Origin of the sequence: Hyphomicrobium sulfonivorans (genome assembly GCF_013306565.1) — a bacterium.
GTDB lineage: Bacteria > Pseudomonadota > Alphaproteobacteria > Rhizobiales > Hyphomicrobiaceae > Hyphomicrobium_A > Hyphomicrobium_A sulfonivorans.
In genome coordinates this window covers 394,925-410,640 of sequence record NZ_PZPO01000005.1, presented here as the reverse complement: position 1 = coordinate 410,640, position 15,716 = coordinate 394,925, and the positions used below count along the sequence as shown (strand labels likewise).

14 protein-coding genes, 2 tRNA genes and 1 riboswitch are annotated in these 15,716 nt (G+C 60.0%); of the genes, 6 read left to right on the top strand and 10 right to left on the bottom strand.

All coding sequences use genetic code 11. From position 1 onward, the window contains the following. Positions 1–44: 44 nt before the first annotated feature. The 3 genes from C6Y62_RS13330 to C6Y62_RS13320 all read right to left on the bottom strand — a co-directional run bounded on the left by C6Y62_RS13330 (position 45) and on the right by C6Y62_RS13320 (position 5,571). Positions 45–1,211: a helix-turn-helix transcriptional regulator gene (locus C6Y62_RS13330; RefSeq protein ID WP_173954315.1), complete on the bottom strand. Its 1,167-nt coding sequence runs from the start codon at positions 1,209–1,211 to the stop codon at positions 45–47. A gap of 215 nt (positions 1,212–1,426) precedes the next feature. Then, positions 1,427–2,560, bottom strand: a complete 1,134-nt coding sequence (locus C6Y62_RS13325; RefSeq protein WP_173954314.1) for a ribonucleotide-diphosphate reductase subunit beta — start codon at positions 2,558–2,560, stop codon at positions 1,427–1,429. Between the two features lie 143 nt (positions 2,561–2,703). Then, a complete protein-coding gene (locus tag C6Y62_RS13320; RefSeq protein WP_173954313.1) occupies positions 2,704–5,571 on the bottom strand; it encodes a ribonucleoside-diphosphate reductase subunit alpha in 2,868 nt (955 codons plus the stop codon). A gap of 118 nt (positions 5,572–5,689) precedes the next feature. After that, a riboswitch (cobalamin riboswitch) is annotated at positions 5,690–5,914 on the bottom strand. 474 nt (positions 5,915–6,388) lie between these two features. Between C6Y62_RS13320 and C6Y62_RS13315 the strand changes: the two genes are divergently transcribed. From C6Y62_RS13315 to C6Y62_RS13300, 4 genes are all read left to right on the top strand, one after another. Further along, positions 6,389–6,465 (top strand) — tRNA-Arg (locus tag C6Y62_RS13315). A gap of 317 nt (positions 6,466–6,782) precedes the next feature. Then, a complete protein-coding gene (locus C6Y62_RS13310) occupies positions 6,783–7,337 on the top strand; it encodes a tyrosine phosphatase family protein (protein ID WP_173954312.1) in 555 nt (184 codons plus the stop codon). Positions 7,338–7,578: 241 nt separating this feature from the next. Continuing rightward, on the top strand, positions 7,579–9,270 hold the full coding sequence (locus C6Y62_RS13305) for an OFA family MFS transporter (protein WP_173954311.1): 1,692 nt from the start codon (positions 7,579–7,581) through the stop codon (positions 9,268–9,270). 224 nt (positions 9,271–9,494) lie between these two features. Beyond that, positions 9,495–10,202 (top strand): hypothetical protein, encoded by a 708-nt coding sequence (locus C6Y62_RS13300; RefSeq protein ID WP_173954310.1) that lies wholly within the window; start codon positions 9,495–9,497, stop codon positions 10,200–10,202. 126 nt (positions 10,203–10,328) lie between these two features. Here the strand turns inward: C6Y62_RS13300 and C6Y62_RS13295 are convergent, their stop codons facing one another. The 7 genes from C6Y62_RS13295 to C6Y62_RS13265 form a co-directional block, all read right to left on the bottom strand. Beyond that, the gene (locus tag C6Y62_RS13295; RefSeq protein ID WP_068464172.1) at positions 10,329–10,634 is read right to left on the bottom strand and encodes an ETC complex I subunit; all 306 of its coding nucleotides are present in this window, start codon (positions 10,632–10,634) and stop codon (positions 10,329–10,331) included. A 74-nt stretch (positions 10,635–10,708) separates the two neighbouring features. Beyond that, positions 10,709–10,785 (bottom strand) — tRNA-Pro (locus C6Y62_RS13290). Between the two features lie 143 nt (positions 10,786–10,928). Then, positions 10,929–11,150: a hypothetical protein gene (locus tag C6Y62_RS13285; RefSeq protein WP_173954309.1), complete on the bottom strand. Its 222-nt coding sequence runs from the start codon at positions 11,148–11,150 to the stop codon at positions 10,929–10,931. 451 nt (positions 11,151–11,601) lie between these two features. After that, entirely contained in the window at positions 11,602–12,114 is a 513-nt protein-coding gene (gene ribH, locus C6Y62_RS13280; protein ID WP_173954308.1) for a 6,7-dimethyl-8-ribityllumazine synthase, read from the bottom strand. 56 nt (positions 12,115–12,170) lie between these two features. After that, the gene (locus tag C6Y62_RS13275) at positions 12,171–12,779 is read right to left on the bottom strand and encodes a riboflavin synthase (protein ID WP_173954307.1); all 609 of its coding nucleotides are present in this window, start codon (positions 12,777–12,779) and stop codon (positions 12,171–12,173) included. 5 nt (positions 12,780–12,784) lie between these two features. Further along, a complete protein-coding gene (locus C6Y62_RS13270; protein WP_246274681.1) occupies positions 12,785–14,020 on the bottom strand; it encodes an MFS transporter in 1,236 nt (411 codons plus the stop codon). A 43-nt stretch (positions 14,021–14,063) separates the two neighbouring features. After that, positions 14,064–14,513, bottom strand: a complete 450-nt coding sequence (locus tag C6Y62_RS13265) for a MaoC family dehydratase (protein WP_173954306.1) — start codon at positions 14,511–14,513, stop codon at positions 14,064–14,066. Positions 14,514–14,654: 141 nt separating this feature from the next. Between C6Y62_RS13265 and C6Y62_RS13260 the strand changes: the two genes are divergently transcribed. Beyond that, complete coding sequence (locus C6Y62_RS13260) at positions 14,655–14,849, top strand: hypothetical protein (RefSeq protein WP_173954305.1); 195 nt, start codon at positions 14,655–14,657, stop codon at positions 14,847–14,849. A 7-nt stretch (positions 14,850–14,856) separates the two neighbouring features. Next, positions 14,857–15,600, top strand: a complete 744-nt coding sequence (locus tag C6Y62_RS13255; protein ID WP_246274679.1) for a TetR/AcrR family transcriptional regulator — start codon at positions 14,857–14,859, stop codon at positions 15,598–15,600. The last annotated feature ends 116 nt before the right edge of the window (positions 15,601–15,716 follow it).

Genomic DNA, 15,716 nt, shown 5'->3' with positions numbered 1-15,716 from the left:
AACGCAAATATTCCGCCAACGCTTATTTTCATTCCGGCCCCCACTCAGCGTTTGTTACCTGGCAAAATCGCCAAATGCGCCAGCAGCGACACCAGCTCGGCCTGCCTGTTTGTACGGGTCTTATGCATGACGGATTTCAGTTGGCTGCGGACCGTGTGCCGCGTCACCTGCAGTCTGTCCGCCGCCTCGCCCAGGTCCAGCCCCTCGCTTAGCAAACAGGCTAGCCGCGCCTCCGCTCCGGTCAGGCTGTAGGTCTGCGACAACAAACTGGCAGATGGCAGCCGGCGGTCGTCCGTAGACACCAGCACCAGTACCGCGCACGCCTCCTGAAAGATGTTTCGTTCCCTGCCGGCCTCGCTGAGAGGCAAGCCATGGACAACAATCGGGTTGCCATTGCTACGGCGGACAGTGACAGCGGAAGAAATGGCGCGCTTCGTCAACTGCGGCGGACACAGGGTCAGATCGTGGACCAGCGCCTGCAAATCGCGGTTGGAACGTGGATCCTTTGCCTCAAGACGCTGGTTGCATACTCCCAGATCCGGACCCATCAACAGTTCCGCCGAGGGATTGAGGTTCAGCGTGCGGCCGCTGTTTCCCAGCAGTACCGCAGCCGTCGCTGTATGCTCGAAGGCGTTGATCATGCCGTTGGCCTCGGCCAGGTTCAGCCTCAGCGCAACCTGGGCCGCCCTTTCAAAATGCGGAAACAGAGCTGCCATGATTTCTTTTTCAGCAGAGCCAAACCGCTCAGTGTTGTGTCCCCGCGTTACAGTCAAAAACAGCGGCGCGTCGTCGGCGCAGCTGAAAATGCCCCCCATTTCCCAACGGTAGAACCGGTTCAACGCCGCGTTATAGGGAAGGTGTTCCAGCTCCCATGGTGAGAACATGTCGCTTTCGCACAGTACCGGCGATTTGTGCCGCAGGCGCATCGCGCGCTCGGGCCGCGGATTGTTCATCGCGATGCCTTCGCGAAAAAACCAATCCATGGTTTCGAACAGGCCCGGTGAACTACGCGTCCCATTGATCCCCAGCGGAGCGCCGAAAACCACCGCGCCGCTGGCACCGAGCGCGCCGGCAATCTCATGCAAAGTCGGAGACCAAAGCGATGCATCGAAAGCGGCATCGTATACTTTGGCAATCAGTTCATTGAGGCAATCAATTTGCGGTCCGCGCACAACCGGCTCCACTAATTTGCAATTATCGGGAATGGTCACTTCGCCAAATATGTAATTTTGGTGCTCAAATATAACTGTCAGGCAACAGAGGATGCAAAATAGCAAGTCGCTTCGCGATTTCCAGCCCTAATGGCTGCGCAGCCTTAGCGGCCTCCGTTAATGGCAACAAAAAGGCACCGGCGCGTTGACGCCGATGCCGTAAAGCTCCCGATATTTCCATGCAACAGCCCGCTGCCGTTGCATCCACGGCGAGGTCAATCCCAGCTCAGCGCGCCACCATTCTGATATTCAATCACGCGCGTCTCGAAGAAGTTTTTCTCCTTCTTGAGATCCATCGCTTCAGACATCCACGGGAACGGATTTTCCGTCTCCGCAAATACCGGCTTTAGGCCGAGCTGGGCGCAGCGACGGTTGGCGATAAAGTGCATGTACTGCTCGCACAGGTTTGCGTTCAGGCCAAGCAAGCCAGTCGGCATCGTGTCACGGCCATAGGAAGCTTCAAGCCGCGCCGCGTCCTCAATCATCTGGCGCACTTCATCCTGGAACGCCTTGGTCCACAGGTGCGGATTTTCCACCTTGATCTGATTGATGACGTCGATGCCAAAGTTCATGTGAATGCTCTCATCGCGCAGAATGTACTGATACTGCTCCGCGATGCCGACCATCTTGTTGCGACGGCCGAGCGACAGGATCTGCGCAAAGCCGGTGTAGAACCACATGCCTTCAAACACGACGTAGAACGCAATGAGATCGCGCACGAACGCCTGGTCAGCCTCTGGCGTGCCGGTGCGGAAGCTCGGATCGTCGAGATGCTGCGTGTAAGCCAGCGCCCACGCGGCCTTGTCGGTGATCGACGGCACCTCGCGATACATGTTGAACAGCTCGCCCTCATCGAGGCCGAGGCTTTCGACGATGTACTGGAACGTATGCGAATGCACGGCCTCCTCAAACGACTGCCGCAGCAGATACTGGCGGCACTCCGGATTGGTGAGGTGGCGATAGATCGCCAACACGATGTTGTTAGCGACAAGGCTTTCCGATGCAGCGAAAAAGCCGAGATTGCGCTTCACCATGCGCCGCTCATCTTCCGTCAGACCGTCACGCGACTTCCACAGCGCAATGTCGGCCTGCATGGAAACTTCGGTCGGCATCCAGTGGTTGTTGCATGCGGCGAGATACTTCTCCCATGCCCACACATACTTCAGCGGCAGCAACTGATTGACGTCGGCGCGCGAGTTGATCATCGCCTTGTCGTCGACGCGTACGCGGCCCGCGGTACGATCAATCGATCCGAGGCCAGTTCCGGCATCGGCCGCAGGCGGCGCTGCGGGTGCGATAGTCTGCGGGTTCACAGCGGGGCCGCGCGTCGGTTCCGACCAGTCGAGCATGATGCATTCTCCGTGTACGACGATGTTACTTCGTGCCGACGCGCTACAGACAGGGCACAAGAAGGGGTGGACCGGGGCAACACACAAAGCGCCCCGGTATTTCATTTCAGCAGTTCAGTTCAGCAGTCCGCTTACGCGGAAAATTACTGGCAGGCTTCGCAGGTCGGATCGTCAATCGAGCACGATCTGCCGCTCATCGCTTCTTCCGGTGCGGAAAGCATGCCGCCACCGCTGGACACCGCGTTGAGCTTGCCGTCCGTGCCTTTCAGCGTCGACTTCTCAACGTGCGTCGCCGACTGCGAGCGCAGGTAATAGGTCGTCTTCAAGCCGCGCTCCCACGCCAGCTTGTACAGCGCGTCCAGCGCACGGCCGTTCGGCGCGGCGATGTAAAGGTTCAGCGACTGCGCCTGATCGATCCACTTCTGGCGTCGCGACGCTGCATCCACCAGCCAGTGCGCATCGATCTCGAACGCGGTGGCATAAAGCGCCTTAAGATCGTTTGGCACACGGTCGATGGAGCCCAAAGAACCATCGAAATATTTGAGGTCGGAGATCATCACCTCGTCCCACAGCCCGCGCGTCTTCAGGTCAGCGACAAGATAGGGGTTCACCACCGTGAAATCGCCCGACATGTTGGCCTTGACGTAGAGATTGCGGAACGCCGGCTCGATCGACTGCGCCACACCGCAGATGTTGGAGATGGTCGCCGTCGGCGCAATCGCCAGCACATTCGAGTTGCGCATGCCGACAGCAAGCACCCGTTCGCGCAGGGCATCCCAATCGAGCGTCGATGACGTATCCATCCGCAGATATTCGCCGCGGGCTTCCGCAAGCAGTGCGATGGAATCGATCGGCAGGATGCCACGGCTCCACAGCGATCCCTCATACGAAGCATACCGCCCGCGCTCTTCGGCGAGATCAGCCGACGCCGAGATGGCTTCGTAGCTGATCGCCTCCATGCTCTCGTCGGCAAACGCTATCGCTGCATCGGAAGAAACTGGAATGCGCAGGATTTGCAGCGCGTCCTGATAGCCCATCAGCCCCATGCCGACCGGGCGGTGACGCAGGTTCGAGCGCCGCGCTTCCGGGATCGTATAGAAGTTGATGTCGATCACGTTATCCAGCATCCGCATCGCCGTCTTGACGGTGCGCGCCAGACGGGCACGGTCAAGGCCTTTTTCGGTGATGTGCTGGGCAAGGTTGATCGAACCAAGATTGCAAACCGCAACCTCGTTATCCGATGTGTTCAGCGTGATCTCGGTGCACAGGTTTGACGAATGCACCACGCCGCAATGCTGCTGCGGCGAGCGCAGGTTGCATGGATCCTTGAACGTCACCCACGGGTGGCCGGTCTCGAACAGCATCGTCAGCATGCGGCGCCACAGATCGACCGCGCGCACACGGCGGGCAATCTTCAGCTCCATGCGCTCGGCCATCTGCTCGTAGTGCTGATAGCGTTCAGCAAATGCGCGGCCGTAAAGATCGTGCAGATCCGGCACTTCGTCGGGCGAGAATAGCGTCCACTGCCCATCCTCGGCCACGCGCTGCATGAACAGATCCGGCACCCAGTTGGCCGTGTTCATGTCGTGCGTGCGGCGCCGGTCATCGCCAGTGTTCTTGCGCAGGTCGAGGTATTCCTCGATGTCTATGTGCCACGTTTCTAGATACGCACACACCGCGCCCTTGCGCTTGCCGCCCTGGTTGACCGCGATGGCGGTATCGTTCGCCACCTTCAGGAACGGCACGATGCCCTGGCTCTCGCCGTTGGTGCCCTTGATGTGCGCGCCGAGGCCACGCACGCGACTCCAATCGTTGCCGAGACCGCCGGAATATTTCGCCAGCAGCGCGTTATCTTTCACCGCCTTGAAGATGCCGTCGAGATCGTCGGAGACGGTGGTGAGGAAGCACGATGAAAGCTGCGGACGCGGCGTGCCGGCATTGAACAGCGTCGGCGTCGAGCACATGAAATCGAACGACGACAGCAGATCGTAAAACTCGATTGCCTTGGCTTCGCGGTCGATCTCACGCACCGCAAGACCCATGGCAACGCGCATGAAGAATGCCTGCGGCAGCTCAAAGCGAACACCGCGCGTCTGCAGGAAATAACGATCGTAAAGCGTCTGCAAACCGAGAAACTGGAACTTCATATCCCGATCGGCGCGCAGTGCATTGGCGATGCGCTTGATGTCGAAGCGCTGCAGCTCTGGATCGAGCAGGCCAACTTCTACGCCCTTGGCGATGTAGGCCGGAAAATACTCCGCATAACGGGTTTCCATTTCCGACTGCGTCGCCTGCTCGTAGGTGCCGTGCACGTACGACAGCGCTTCCTGGCGCAACTTGTCCATCAACAGCCGCGCGCTGACATAGGTGTAGTTCGGCTCTGTCTCGATCAGGGTGCGGGCGGCAAGGATCGGCGCCAGCATCAGTTCCGATGCGGTAATGCCGTCATAAATGTTGCGGAACGTCTCGGTCAGGATCGGTTCGGCGGAAACATCGGCCAGCCCTGCGCACGCCTCGACAACAACGCCCTGCAACCGCTTGTCGTCCAGCGGCGCAATGCTGCCATCGGGCCCGCGCACGTTGATCTTCGGCGCCTCAACAGCTGTCACCTGCTCCGCCTCGGCGCGTTCACGGGCACGCTTCTCGCGATACAGCACATAGGCGCGCGCAACCTTGTGGTGCTCGCCGCGCATCAGCGCCAGCTCAACCTGATCCTGAATCTCTTCAATGTGGAACGTGCGGCCGCGATCCTGACGGCGCGTCAGCGACGACGTGATCTGCTCGCTAAGCTGCTCGACGATCTCATGCACACGGCGCGAGGCCGCCGCACGATTGCCCTCAACCGCAAGAAACGCCTTGGTCAGCGCAACGGCGATCTTGGTGCCGTCAAATGGCGTGACGGAACCGTTGCGGCGTATGACCTGATAGGTCTGCGTAGCCACGCTTTTCGTGCGCTCGGCAGCGGGTGTGAAATCCGCTTCGGAACGGCGTGCTTCGATTGTGATGGACATCGGCGAACCCCTGCATCGATTAAGGGGGCTGGGCCGAATGGGGACACGGGTTCAGGCCGCCGCAGAAATGCGGGCAGCAACGAACACCACCCACCGGGACACCCCGCCCGCGGACGTAAAAAAAGCCGTGTCGCAGGCAGGTCTCCTGGCTCGCGGTTCAAACACCGCCTGTCTGGCCTTCCCGATGCGCATTTGCATCAGTGACCGTGATCGACAGACAGCTCGCCGCTTACAGTTGCGGGGGCAGCTCCGGAATTGCCATTACCTCTGGCGAGGACAGCGCACCGAATTCCCTCTTAGCGCCGAGTGTTTTGGCTCGGCGACCCGTGACGCACCCATAAGGCCCGATTCTCGCCCCAACCACTAGATGTGGTATTTGAGTTCTCAAACCACACACCGATTTCCCACTCATTGCGCACAGGATACGCAGATGCGTCAGCACGGCGCTTGTTGCCGGAATGCATCGTATTGGGCAGCGCGCCAGCAGCTTTCTGGGATGGAGAAGCTATCACCGGTCGCTATGGCGTATGCAGCATATCGAAGCTGTGCGCCGCGCCATCACTGCCTCGCGGCAGGCACGCTTGACAGCCTGACATTCGGCAGGCGCTCGGTTTCGGCGTCTCGGACAGAGAAAGCATATGCCTTCTAAGCAGAGGGTCGCAGGTTCGAACCCTGCGAGGTGAACGCTTTATCAATCCGCAGCCATCAATGCTTCACGTTCCGGTCTGCCCGCGCGGCTATGGGCCACAAATCCCGCCGCGACAATCAGAACGGGCTTTCAGACGCCGCCGCAGGCGCTATAAGGGCGCTCAGGCATGGTCCCGTAGCTCAGTTGGATAGAGCATCTGCCTTCTAAGCAGAGGGTCGCAGGTTCGAATCCTGCCGGGATCGCCAATATTTCTAATCGGCTGATGGGCGAGCTAGCTAAATGCATGCGCCACAGCTTTCCGCCGCAAATCCGGCGTCCTTGTTGCTTCCACCCCCGCGACACGTTTCGCAGGCCTTGTATGCCCGCCCCCGGACACCATTTGAGCAACATCGAATGTGCCAGCAGTGTGCGCCGTTTGCATTCGCTTAGACCAAGATCGTCTTTGCCAAGCATTGATTTGCCATCCACGCTGCAACACACGTCAAAGTGACGGCGCATTCTTGAAACGGTCATGGTTGGGTGGCACTAGCCGGGCCAACAAGAAACCGGATCGAAGCAGGCCATGCAGAGCAAATCCGCAGCAATCCATGTGTGCGCCCTCAGGCATATTCCCGATGTCATCGCGGAGACCGGCGCGCGCCATCTGGTCAGCGCAATCAACGCCGAACTCGCGCCCCAAACACCGTCAGCGCTGTCACCGGATCGTCATCTGCGCCTCGACATGCACGACATTGTCGACGCGCTTCCCGGCGCTGAACCTCCCGCTGTCGACCACGTCCACCGTCTGATCGACTTTGCGCAAAGCTGGGACGGTGAAGCTCCGCTGCTTATCCATTGCTTCGCGGGACTCAGCCGCTCAACCGCTGCAGCATTCATCACGCTGTGTGCGCTCAATCCCAAAGCCCCCGAGGATCGGATCGCGTTGGCGCTGCGTGCAGCGTCCGACACTGCGGTCCCCAATCGCCGCTTCGTTGCGCTGGCCGACAACATCATGCGCCGTCAAGGACGAATGCTCGCAGCAGTTGAGAACATGGGCCGCAATCGCATTGCTGCCGAATGCGTTCCGTTCCGCGTTGAAAGCTATTATGCGGGAGCCGAAGCAGCGCGCGTCGCATAATATAGCGAACATCGCCGGGCACGTTGCGGCGCTGTCTGCTTAACAATGCTGCCCTTTAACTCTGTTTCACCGCTGTATTTTTTAGCTGGGCTTGCCCAATCAGCCCGGCCCAAGCGCGTTTGGCCTTGCTTCTACCCCCTAAGTCGTTGATCGTGACGGCAAACCCGTGCCAAGTAACGGGTAAGAGCGGAACGCGCCCGCCGCAATCCGCCTAAAATCGCACTTTCGGGGATGGATCTTAATGACCAGCACGACTTCTGCGGCCGGCTCCGCGCCCTTGCTTTCGAGGGAGCGGATCGTCGCCAAACCGGGCTTTAATCGGTGGCTGGTGCCACCGGCCGCGCTTTGCATTCACCTTTGCATTGGCATGGCCTACGGGTTTTCGGTGTTCTGGAAACCGTTGCAAGGTGTACTCCACGGCGCTGATGGTCAGCCGCTGCCGGAGTGTTCGCAGGGCGCTGTCACCTTCGCTGAAAAATCGCTCGGCACGCTGCACGCACTGACCGCGACGGACTGCAACTGGAGCCAATTCGACCTCGGCTGGATGTATACGTTCTTCTTCGTGCTGCTCGGTGTTTCGGCGGCGCTGTGGGGCGGCTGGCTTGAGCGCGCTGGTCCGCGCAAGGCGGGTCTCGTTGCAACGGCCTGCTGGTGCGGCGGCCTGCTCATCGCGGCCCTTGGCATCTATCTGCACCAGTTGTGGCTGATGTGGCTCGGCGCCGGTGTCATCGGTGGTATCGGTCTCGGCCTCGGCTACATCTCGCCGGTATCAACGCTCATCAAATGGTTCCCCGACCGGCGCGGCATGGCCACCGGTATGGCCATCATGGGCTTTGGCGGCGGCGCGATGATCGGCTCGCCGCTTGCCACTCACCTCATGAACTATTTCCGGACCGACGCGACACCTGGCGTATGGGAGACGTTCGTTGCGCTGGCGCTGATCTATCTTGTGTTCATGCTCATCGGCGCGTTCGGCTATCGCATTCCGCCCGGCGGTTGGAAGCCGGAAGGCTGGAAGCCGCCCGCAAATGGCAACAGCATGATTTCGTCCGCCAACGTGCATCTGAAGGATGCGCACAAGACCCCGCAATTCTGGCTGGTCTGGCTGGCGCTATGCATGAACGTGTCGGCCGGTATCGGCATCATCGGTGCAGCGTCTCCGATGTTGCAGGAAACCTTCGGTGGTGCTCTCGCGGGCGATCCGGGCGTCGGCTACAATCAGCTCCAGGAAAACGTGGCGCTCGCCGCCAAGGCTGCTGGTGTTGGCGCTGGCTTCGTTGGCCTCATCTCGCTGTTCAACATCTTCGGCCGCTTTGCCTGGGCATCGTCGTCCGACAAGCTGGGACGCAAGAACACCTACTTCATCTTCTTCGTGCTCGGCGCGTCGCTCTACATTCTGGCATCCGCCGCCGCTGAGTGGAAAATGCTGGCGCTGTTCGTTGCCTCCTTCTGCATCATCGCTTCGATGTATGGAGGCGGCTTCTCAACGGTTCCGGCCTACCTCGCCGACCTGTTCGGCACGCAGTTCGTGGGTGCAATCCACGGCCGCCTGCTCACGGCGTGGTCAACTGCCGGCATCGTCGGCCCGGTGATCGTCAACTACATGCACGACACCCGCCAGGCAGCCGGCATCCCGCCGGATCAGATTTACGGGCCTATTTTCTATACGCTCGCGGGTCTGCTGGTGGTCGGCTTCATCGCCAACCTGCTCATCCGTCCCGTCAATCCCAAGTGGCACATGAGCGAGGCGGAAGTTTCGGCGGAGCAGGCCAAGCTGCATACCGGTATCTCCACCTCGCCTGCGTCCGGTTCCTACGGCATCGGCATGGGCGGACTGGATACTAAGGCGGCGCTGTTCTGGCTCCTGGTCGGCATTCCGCTGGTCTGGGGCATCTGGAACACCGCGGCCAAGGCCGTGGAGCTGTTCCAGTAACCTGAGCCACGACGACGGATCGATCCTGAGGATCAAACGACGGCGGCGGCCTGCGGGCTGCCGCCGTTTTATTTTGCGCGAGCAATTCAATGGATGTTTTGCCACTGCGCATGGGAAAGAGCTCACGCACGCAACCAAGGCAGCCCAAAAAGATTGCAGCCTGTCAAATTTTCGTCATGGTTGCTGTTGAACGGGATCTAACTGTATTGCAATGAAGCTTTGTGATGGACCGTCTGACGAATCCTAAATTCGCGCCCTGGTGGTGGCTGTACTTGCCGCTCGCCATTATCGTCGCGCTGCCGATCATCAATCATGCCGCGCCGGAGTTCTATCAACGCCGCATGCTGCCGGAAGGCTACGGCGTTCTGGAGCTGTCTCATTTCTTCATTCCGCTCGTCGGATTTTTCCTAGGTGTGCGGCTGCTGTTCAACCCCATCGTCCGCGCCAAGCGCCTGTGGTGGTATCTGATCCTGCTGGGCACGCTCGCCTGTTTTTACACCGCTGGCGAAGAACACAGTTGGGGGCAGCATTTCTTCAACTGGGAGACACCGGAAGAGTGGAGCCAGATCAACCGCCAGCACGAGACCAACCTGCATAACGTGCACCCGGCCTTCAACATGCTGCCGCGCGCCGTGCTTGAACTGGCCATCTTTGTCTGCGGCCTGTTGCTTCCGCTGCTGGCGTGGCTTGGCCGTCCCCTCCGCATCAAGGCACTGGAGCTTTTCGAACCGTCGGTCATCCTGGTGCCGGTTTCCATCGGCGCGCTGATCTACAAGCTCGACAGCATGTTTCAGAAGGAGCTTGGCTTTGACGGCACAGACGGTCTCGTCACCCGCCCGGCGGAGGCGGCGGAGACGTTCTACGTGCTGTTCATGCTGTACTATCTGATCCTGATCCAGCGCCGCGTCGACGAGATGGCGCAACAGGCTTAGAGCCTGCAACAGCGCTCGCAGAGCATGACAGCGGGCAACCCTGGCCCTATGACGGCGTCAAGGCAGTCCCGGCGACAACCGTCGGGACGACGCCGTTTAAACGGGCCAAACGCAGTCAGTGTCGGATCAGTGGGTCCAGCGGCCGATGCGGCCATACCGGAAATTGTCAGCGTAAGATTTGCGGATCATCTTGCGCGGTGATGGCTCGATCACCTGAAACGGAATGCCTTCGCGCTCGGCGTAAGCAATCGCCTCTTCCTTGCTGTCGAAGGAAAGCTGCACCTCGGCGCGCATGTCGCGCGTGCCTGTCCACCCCATCAGCGGATCGATTTCGCGCGGCGTTGCCGGAGCAAACTCCAACAACCATTCCTTCGTGCGGCCTTCGCCGGACTGCATGGCGGTTTTGGCTGGCTTGAAGATGCGCGCGAGCATGGATGGCTTTCCCGATGGCAGCCACCGAACTCGCAGGGGCATGGCGTCATCTGCGAGGTCGTGGTGGAAAGTTTTGGTCGGGGCGGCGGGATTCGAACTCGCGACCCCCTGCTCCCAAAGCAGGTGCTCTACCAGGCTGAGCTACGCCCCGATCCAAGAAACATGGGCCTTCTACAGGCCATTCGCGCGGAAGTAAATGGACAGAAAGCGCCCATTGCACCGGAACCGCTCAGCCTCGACAATTTAGGTGCCTGCCTTCGCTCATTGCCACCGCGAAAAGCCAAGCATTGCGCCCTACTTCGTTAAAGATGGCGCCATCTGGTTAACTCCACTGCGACGCTTCGCCAGCGGCATCAAAAGCCCCAGCGCGACAAGCATCAGCGTTGTATCGGCCGCAACGCCAATGGTGTCGACGACGCGTCCGTTCCAGATCGTCAGATGGGCGAACACAACCGCCAGCAGCACGAACGCGCTCGCTGTACGCAGGATAACTGCGCTGAGGTACCCGATCGGCATCCCAAGGCGAACAGTATCGCCAAAGCGCTCGCTGCCAGATACGCCGGGATAATAATCGGCGCGCCGAGATAAAGCGCTGCGAGCGCTGACAGCCCTAGCGCCAGCGGCTGGCCCCAGCCGACACCGGCCCAAATCTTCTCCCAGCCTGGAGCAGGCCGGCCCTTGTCGCGGCGACGCGACAGCCAGATCGGAACCCCGGTGCAGGTGACGATGCTGAGCGCAATCCCCAGCGGCGATGGGTGCGATCTTCGAAGCCGAAGGCGATGACGAGAAACGCTGCGAGCGAGAACACCAGCAGCGCATATTGATAGAAACATATCACGCACGGTCCTCTGCGCCGATGCATCCCGCAGGGGCTCTCGGCGCAGAGGGAGCTGTCACAGGACGGGTGCCTCCAATGTCAGTCGTGTGCCCGACTAAACCAAAGCCCCGACGTCATAGGGTTCCGATTTCACACCGCCCCGGCGCGTCTCGTTTCAAACGCGCGGCCAATCTCAATCAGTTGCATGCACGCATTCGCAGCGTCGGCGCCCTTGCCGCCGTTGGCGCGCGCCAACGCCTGCTCCATGGTGTCCACCGTCAGGATGGCGTTGCCGACCGGCGTCGCATGCCGTGCCGCCGTTTCCATCATCCAGTGGTTGGCGTTGTTGCATACAATATCGTAGTGCGATGTCTCACCGCGAATGACACAGCCCAGCGCCACGACGCCGTCAAAACCGTTCGCCGCATCGCGCGTCAGCAGGCCCCAGTTCGCCGCCTGGATCAGCACCTGCGGAATTTCCAATGCGCCCGGCACCACGATGTGCTCATAGGCGACGCCGCGCTCGGTCAGGGCCGCAACCGCGTGCTCCAGCAGCAGATCGCCGATGTCTTCGTAGTACCGGCCCTCAATGATCAGCACGCGCGCATCAAGCTTGCCGCGCGGCGCACGCTGCTTTGACTGGCTATCGGTTTTAACAATCATATTTCACTCAATCCCGCGCGCGTTGTTAAAGCTGTGGTGTTCGCCAGCACTGTTCGTCACGTTCTGAACTCCAGCAGGCGCGCGATATATCGCGAGAACAGATCAACTTCGAGATTGATCGATTGGCCGGCGGTTTTCGCGCCCCACGTCGTCACCGTCAAGGTGTGCGGGATGATGTTGACCCCGAAACAATTGTCGCTGACCTCGTTCACTGTCAGCGACACTCCGTCCAATGCAACGGAACCCTTGGGCGCGATGTACGGCGCCAGATGGTCCGGCGCCTCGATGACAAAGCGGCGGCTGTCGCCGTCAGCGATGATGTCGGCAATGCGCGCGACGCCATCGACATGGCCGGTGACGAGATGCCCGCCCAGTTCCTGCCCCATCGCTAAAGGCCGCTCAAGGTTGATGCGCGTGCCCGGCTGCCAGCTATCGATCGTTGTCTTGGCGCTGGTTTCGTTGGAAACGTCGGCGGTGAAGATGCTGCTGCCGGCAACAGCGCCAGCATCGTCGACGCGGATCGACGTCATGGTCAGGCAGCAGCCGTTGCACGCCATCGAGCCGCCGATTTCCAGCGTCTCCGCCGCATAGGGACAGCGGATGGTGAAGCTGCCGCCGTCCCGTCCGATCACCTCGCCGATGCCGGTGACGATACCCGTGAACATGCCTGTCACTTCCTGCCGTGCGCGATCTTGATGGCGTCAGGCATACGTCGCAGCATCAGCATCGCGATGACACCGATGAACGGACCGGGCACCAGCACAAGGAAGGTCCACTGCCAGCTTCCCATCGCGGCCGCGATTTCCGGCACCACTCGAATTGCAATCACGGTGAGCGCGAAGCCAAGACCAAGTTGCAGCGCCAGCGCGGTGCCGACACTGGAGGATTCGCCGATCTCCGTGACAATCGCCGAAAACTGCGCCGAATCTCCAATCACGGAGATGCCCCAGATAATGGCGACTGTCAGGAACACCCACAGCGGAGCATCGAAGGCAAAGCCGATAAGCAGCGCGCACAGACCGGAGACGACCATCATCAACGCGGTGGTTGCGGTTCTGCCGATCCGGTCCGCCATCACACCGCCCAGCACACACCCGACAACGCCAGAGGCCACGACGACGAATGTGATCATCGACGCATACGATGTGTCGACATTGTGCTGCACAAGCGCCGCCTGCGCGAAGGCCAGGAACCAGCCCCACATCGCATACAGCTCCCACATGTGGCCGAAGTATCCGATGTTCGCCAGCATCACGGGTTTGTTGCGCAGCACGCGGCCGATCTGGCGCGGGTCAAACGTAGCGCGCGCATACCGATGCGGGCCCTCGACGGCAAAGCGCGCCATCAGCAAAGCGCCAAGCAGTGTCATGCCCGAGGTCGCGGCAACGACGAGCTTCCAGTTCAGATCCGAAGTCACTGCGCGCAACAAATGCGGGAATGCAGAGCCGAGCGTCAGAGCGCCGATGACAATACCCAGTGCCAGGCCGCGCCCATGCAGGAACCACGTCGAGATAACCTTCAGCGCCGGCGGATAAATGCCCGCCAACGCGATGCCGGTTACAAACCGCAACGCGATGGCCACCTCGCCCGATGGCGCAATCAGCAGCGCCAGGTTGGCAGCCGCTGCCAGACAGGCTGAAATCGCCATCAGCCAACGGGCCGGCACAATGTCAGGGATGTTGAGAAGACTGGCACCCAGCGCACCGACCACAAACCCGATCTGCACCGCGTTCGTCAGCCATGCCGCCGCGGCGCCATCAATGGCCCACGTCTCTTTCAGTTCATTGATGATCGCCGTCGCGGAAAACCACGTCGTCATGGAAAGAACGATGGCGAGGCTAAGGATAGCCAGAACCTGCCACTGCCCATGGACTGCCTGCCGATCGGCATCGGATTTCATCAGCATCTAAGTTTTCTTTGCATGCGAGGCGAGCCTTCCGGCCCAAGATTTACCGCTGCAGCGCGGCGACATAAACAACGGCTGACCCGACAAGGCACTCTTCGCCATCGGCGTTCAAAACCCGGGTCTTCAGTTCGCAGATCGGTTTGTCGTCACGCACCGAGACAATCTCGACCTCGCCCGTTATTTCCTCATCCACACCGACAGCCCGCACAAAGCGCCAGTTCACGCTTAGAAAAACCGTACCCGGGCCAGGCAGGTCTTCTGCCACGACCGCGTTCAGCAGCCCGGAGGTCACCCCGCCCTGCACAATCAGTTTTCCAAAGATCGAGGCCTCAGCCAGCGCGCGGTCATAGTGGAGCGGGTTGCAATCACCGGTGATGTCCGAGAACCGCTGGATATCTTCCAGCGAGGTCCGGCGCGTCCGACGCGCGACAGCCCCAACCTGCGGCTTCCCGTTCACGACGCCAGACCAGCCTGAGCCGACATTGTTGGCCATGGATTGCAACTCCACTTAATTGTTTTTGCGCCTGCACCCATACGAGAGCTTCAGGCGACGGATGTGGCCGCTGTGCTCCAACCCTGCACTGCAATGCTCACCCGCGCGACAAGGTCTTCCGCGAACGGTCAGTGATGGGCTATGAGTGATCTGCGCCGGGCGTGGTCGGCGCGCCGGCGCTTCGCGCTTGGAATTACCGCATTGCCTGAAAAACAAGAATGCAATGCGCCAATTCCTTCGTTCCAGCGTCTGGATTTTTTTGACTTGGCTTTTCGCAGCCAAGATGACTTGCATTTCAGCGGCCCTGTGCTGTTATTGGTTTGTCGCATCATCTGATGCAGCAATGGAATTCGGAGAAAAGTCCTTGTCGCGCGCTAAAACACCTTCGGCGACGAAAGCCTCTCAAGGATCATCCTCGGAGTGGTATAACGCAAATGTATCGACCAGTCCACACGATGAAGACGTGGATTCGGCGACGCAAATCAGCCGTGCCGCCAAGGGAACTCAAGCAGCCGGACAGCAGCAGGAACGCATCCAGAAAATTGCTGCGGATCTGTTCGCGACCAGGGGCTATCGTGCTGTAGGTGTTGCAGAAATTGGCGACGCCGTCGGCTTGGGGCGTGGCGCGCTCTATTACCATATCAGCAGCAAGGAAGAGCTGCTTTTCAGCATTGTCGTGCGTTACATAGAGGAATTGGTCTTAAGTGGTAAGTCCGCAATGGAGACCGAACCTGACCCTCGCAAACGGATATTTTTGCTAAGCCGTTTATTGATGCAATGCATTTTTACAAACCTGCCCGAAATGACGGTTTGCTTCCGCGAGGCCGACTGCCTGACAGGCCAGCGCCATCGAATCGTTTCCGATCTGCATAAGGCCTATCAGGATCTTTGGTCGGAAACGCTGAAAGAGGGCGAGAAAAAAGGCCTATTCCGTCCGCTACCAAATGTAGCGATCAAAGGCATTTTGGGCATGTACTTCTACAGCTTCCTGTGGCTCAAGCCCGGCGGCAAGCAGGCATCCAACGACATTGCCGACGTGTTTGCCAAAATGACCCTGTCGATCGCGGAAGATAAGACCGCTGTGTAACCGAAATCGCACCCGTTTTTGCACGTCACAGCGACGGCAAACCTGAGATCGGCCGTTCAGACGGGCTTTCACACGCAAATTTGATGCCCCGACACCTCGGGCGCCCGCTGACCGCG

Excerpts from the sequence above, each read along its gene's own strand:
- C6Y62_RS13325 (WP_173954314.1), bottom strand. The coding sequence starts at position 2,560 with ATGCTCGACTGGTCGGAACCGACGCGCGGCCCCGCTGTGAACCCGCAG.
- C6Y62_RS13320 (WP_173954313.1), bottom strand. The coding sequence starts at position 5,571 with ATGTCCATCACAATCGAAGCACGCCGTTCCGAAGCGGATTTCACACCC.
- C6Y62_RS13310 (WP_173954312.1), top strand. The coding sequence starts at position 6,783 with ATGCAGAGCAAATCCGCAGCAATCCATGTGTGCGCCCTCAGGCATATT.
- C6Y62_RS13305 (WP_173954311.1), top strand. The coding sequence starts at position 7,579 with ATGACCAGCACGACTTCTGCGGCCGGCTCCGCGCCCTTGCTTTCGAGG.
- C6Y62_RS13300 (WP_173954310.1), top strand. The coding sequence starts at position 9,495 with ATGGACCGTCTGACGAATCCTAAATTCGCGCCCTGGTGGTGGCTGTAC.
- C6Y62_RS13295 (WP_068464172.1), bottom strand. The coding sequence starts at position 10,634 with ATGCTCGCGCGCATCTTCAAGCCAGCCAAAACCGCCATGCAGTCCGGC.
- C6Y62_RS13285 (WP_173954309.1), bottom strand. The coding sequence starts at position 11,150 with ATGCCGATCGGGTACCTCAGCGCAGTTATCCTGCGTACAGCGAGCGCG.
- ribH (WP_173954308.1), bottom strand. The coding sequence starts at position 12,114 with ATGATTGTTAAAACCGATAGCCAGTCAAAGCAGCGTGCGCCGCGCGGC.
- C6Y62_RS13275 (WP_173954307.1), bottom strand. The coding sequence starts at position 12,779 with ATGTTCACGGGTATCGTCACCGGCATCGGCGAGGTGATCGGACGGGAC.
- C6Y62_RS13270 (WP_246274681.1), bottom strand. The coding sequence starts at position 14,020 with ATGCTGATGAAATCCGATGCCGATCGGCAGGCAGTCCATGGGCAGTGG.
- C6Y62_RS13265 (WP_173954306.1), bottom strand. The coding sequence starts at position 14,513 with ATGGCCAACAATGTCGGCTCAGGCTGGTCTGGCGTCGTGAACGGGAAG.
- C6Y62_RS13260 (WP_173954305.1), top strand. The coding sequence starts at position 14,655 with ATGAGTGATCTGCGCCGGGCGTGGTCGGCGCGCCGGCGCTTCGCGCTT.
- C6Y62_RS13255 (WP_246274679.1), top strand. The coding sequence starts at position 14,857 with ATGGAATTCGGAGAAAAGTCCTTGTCGCGCGCTAAAACACCTTCGGCG.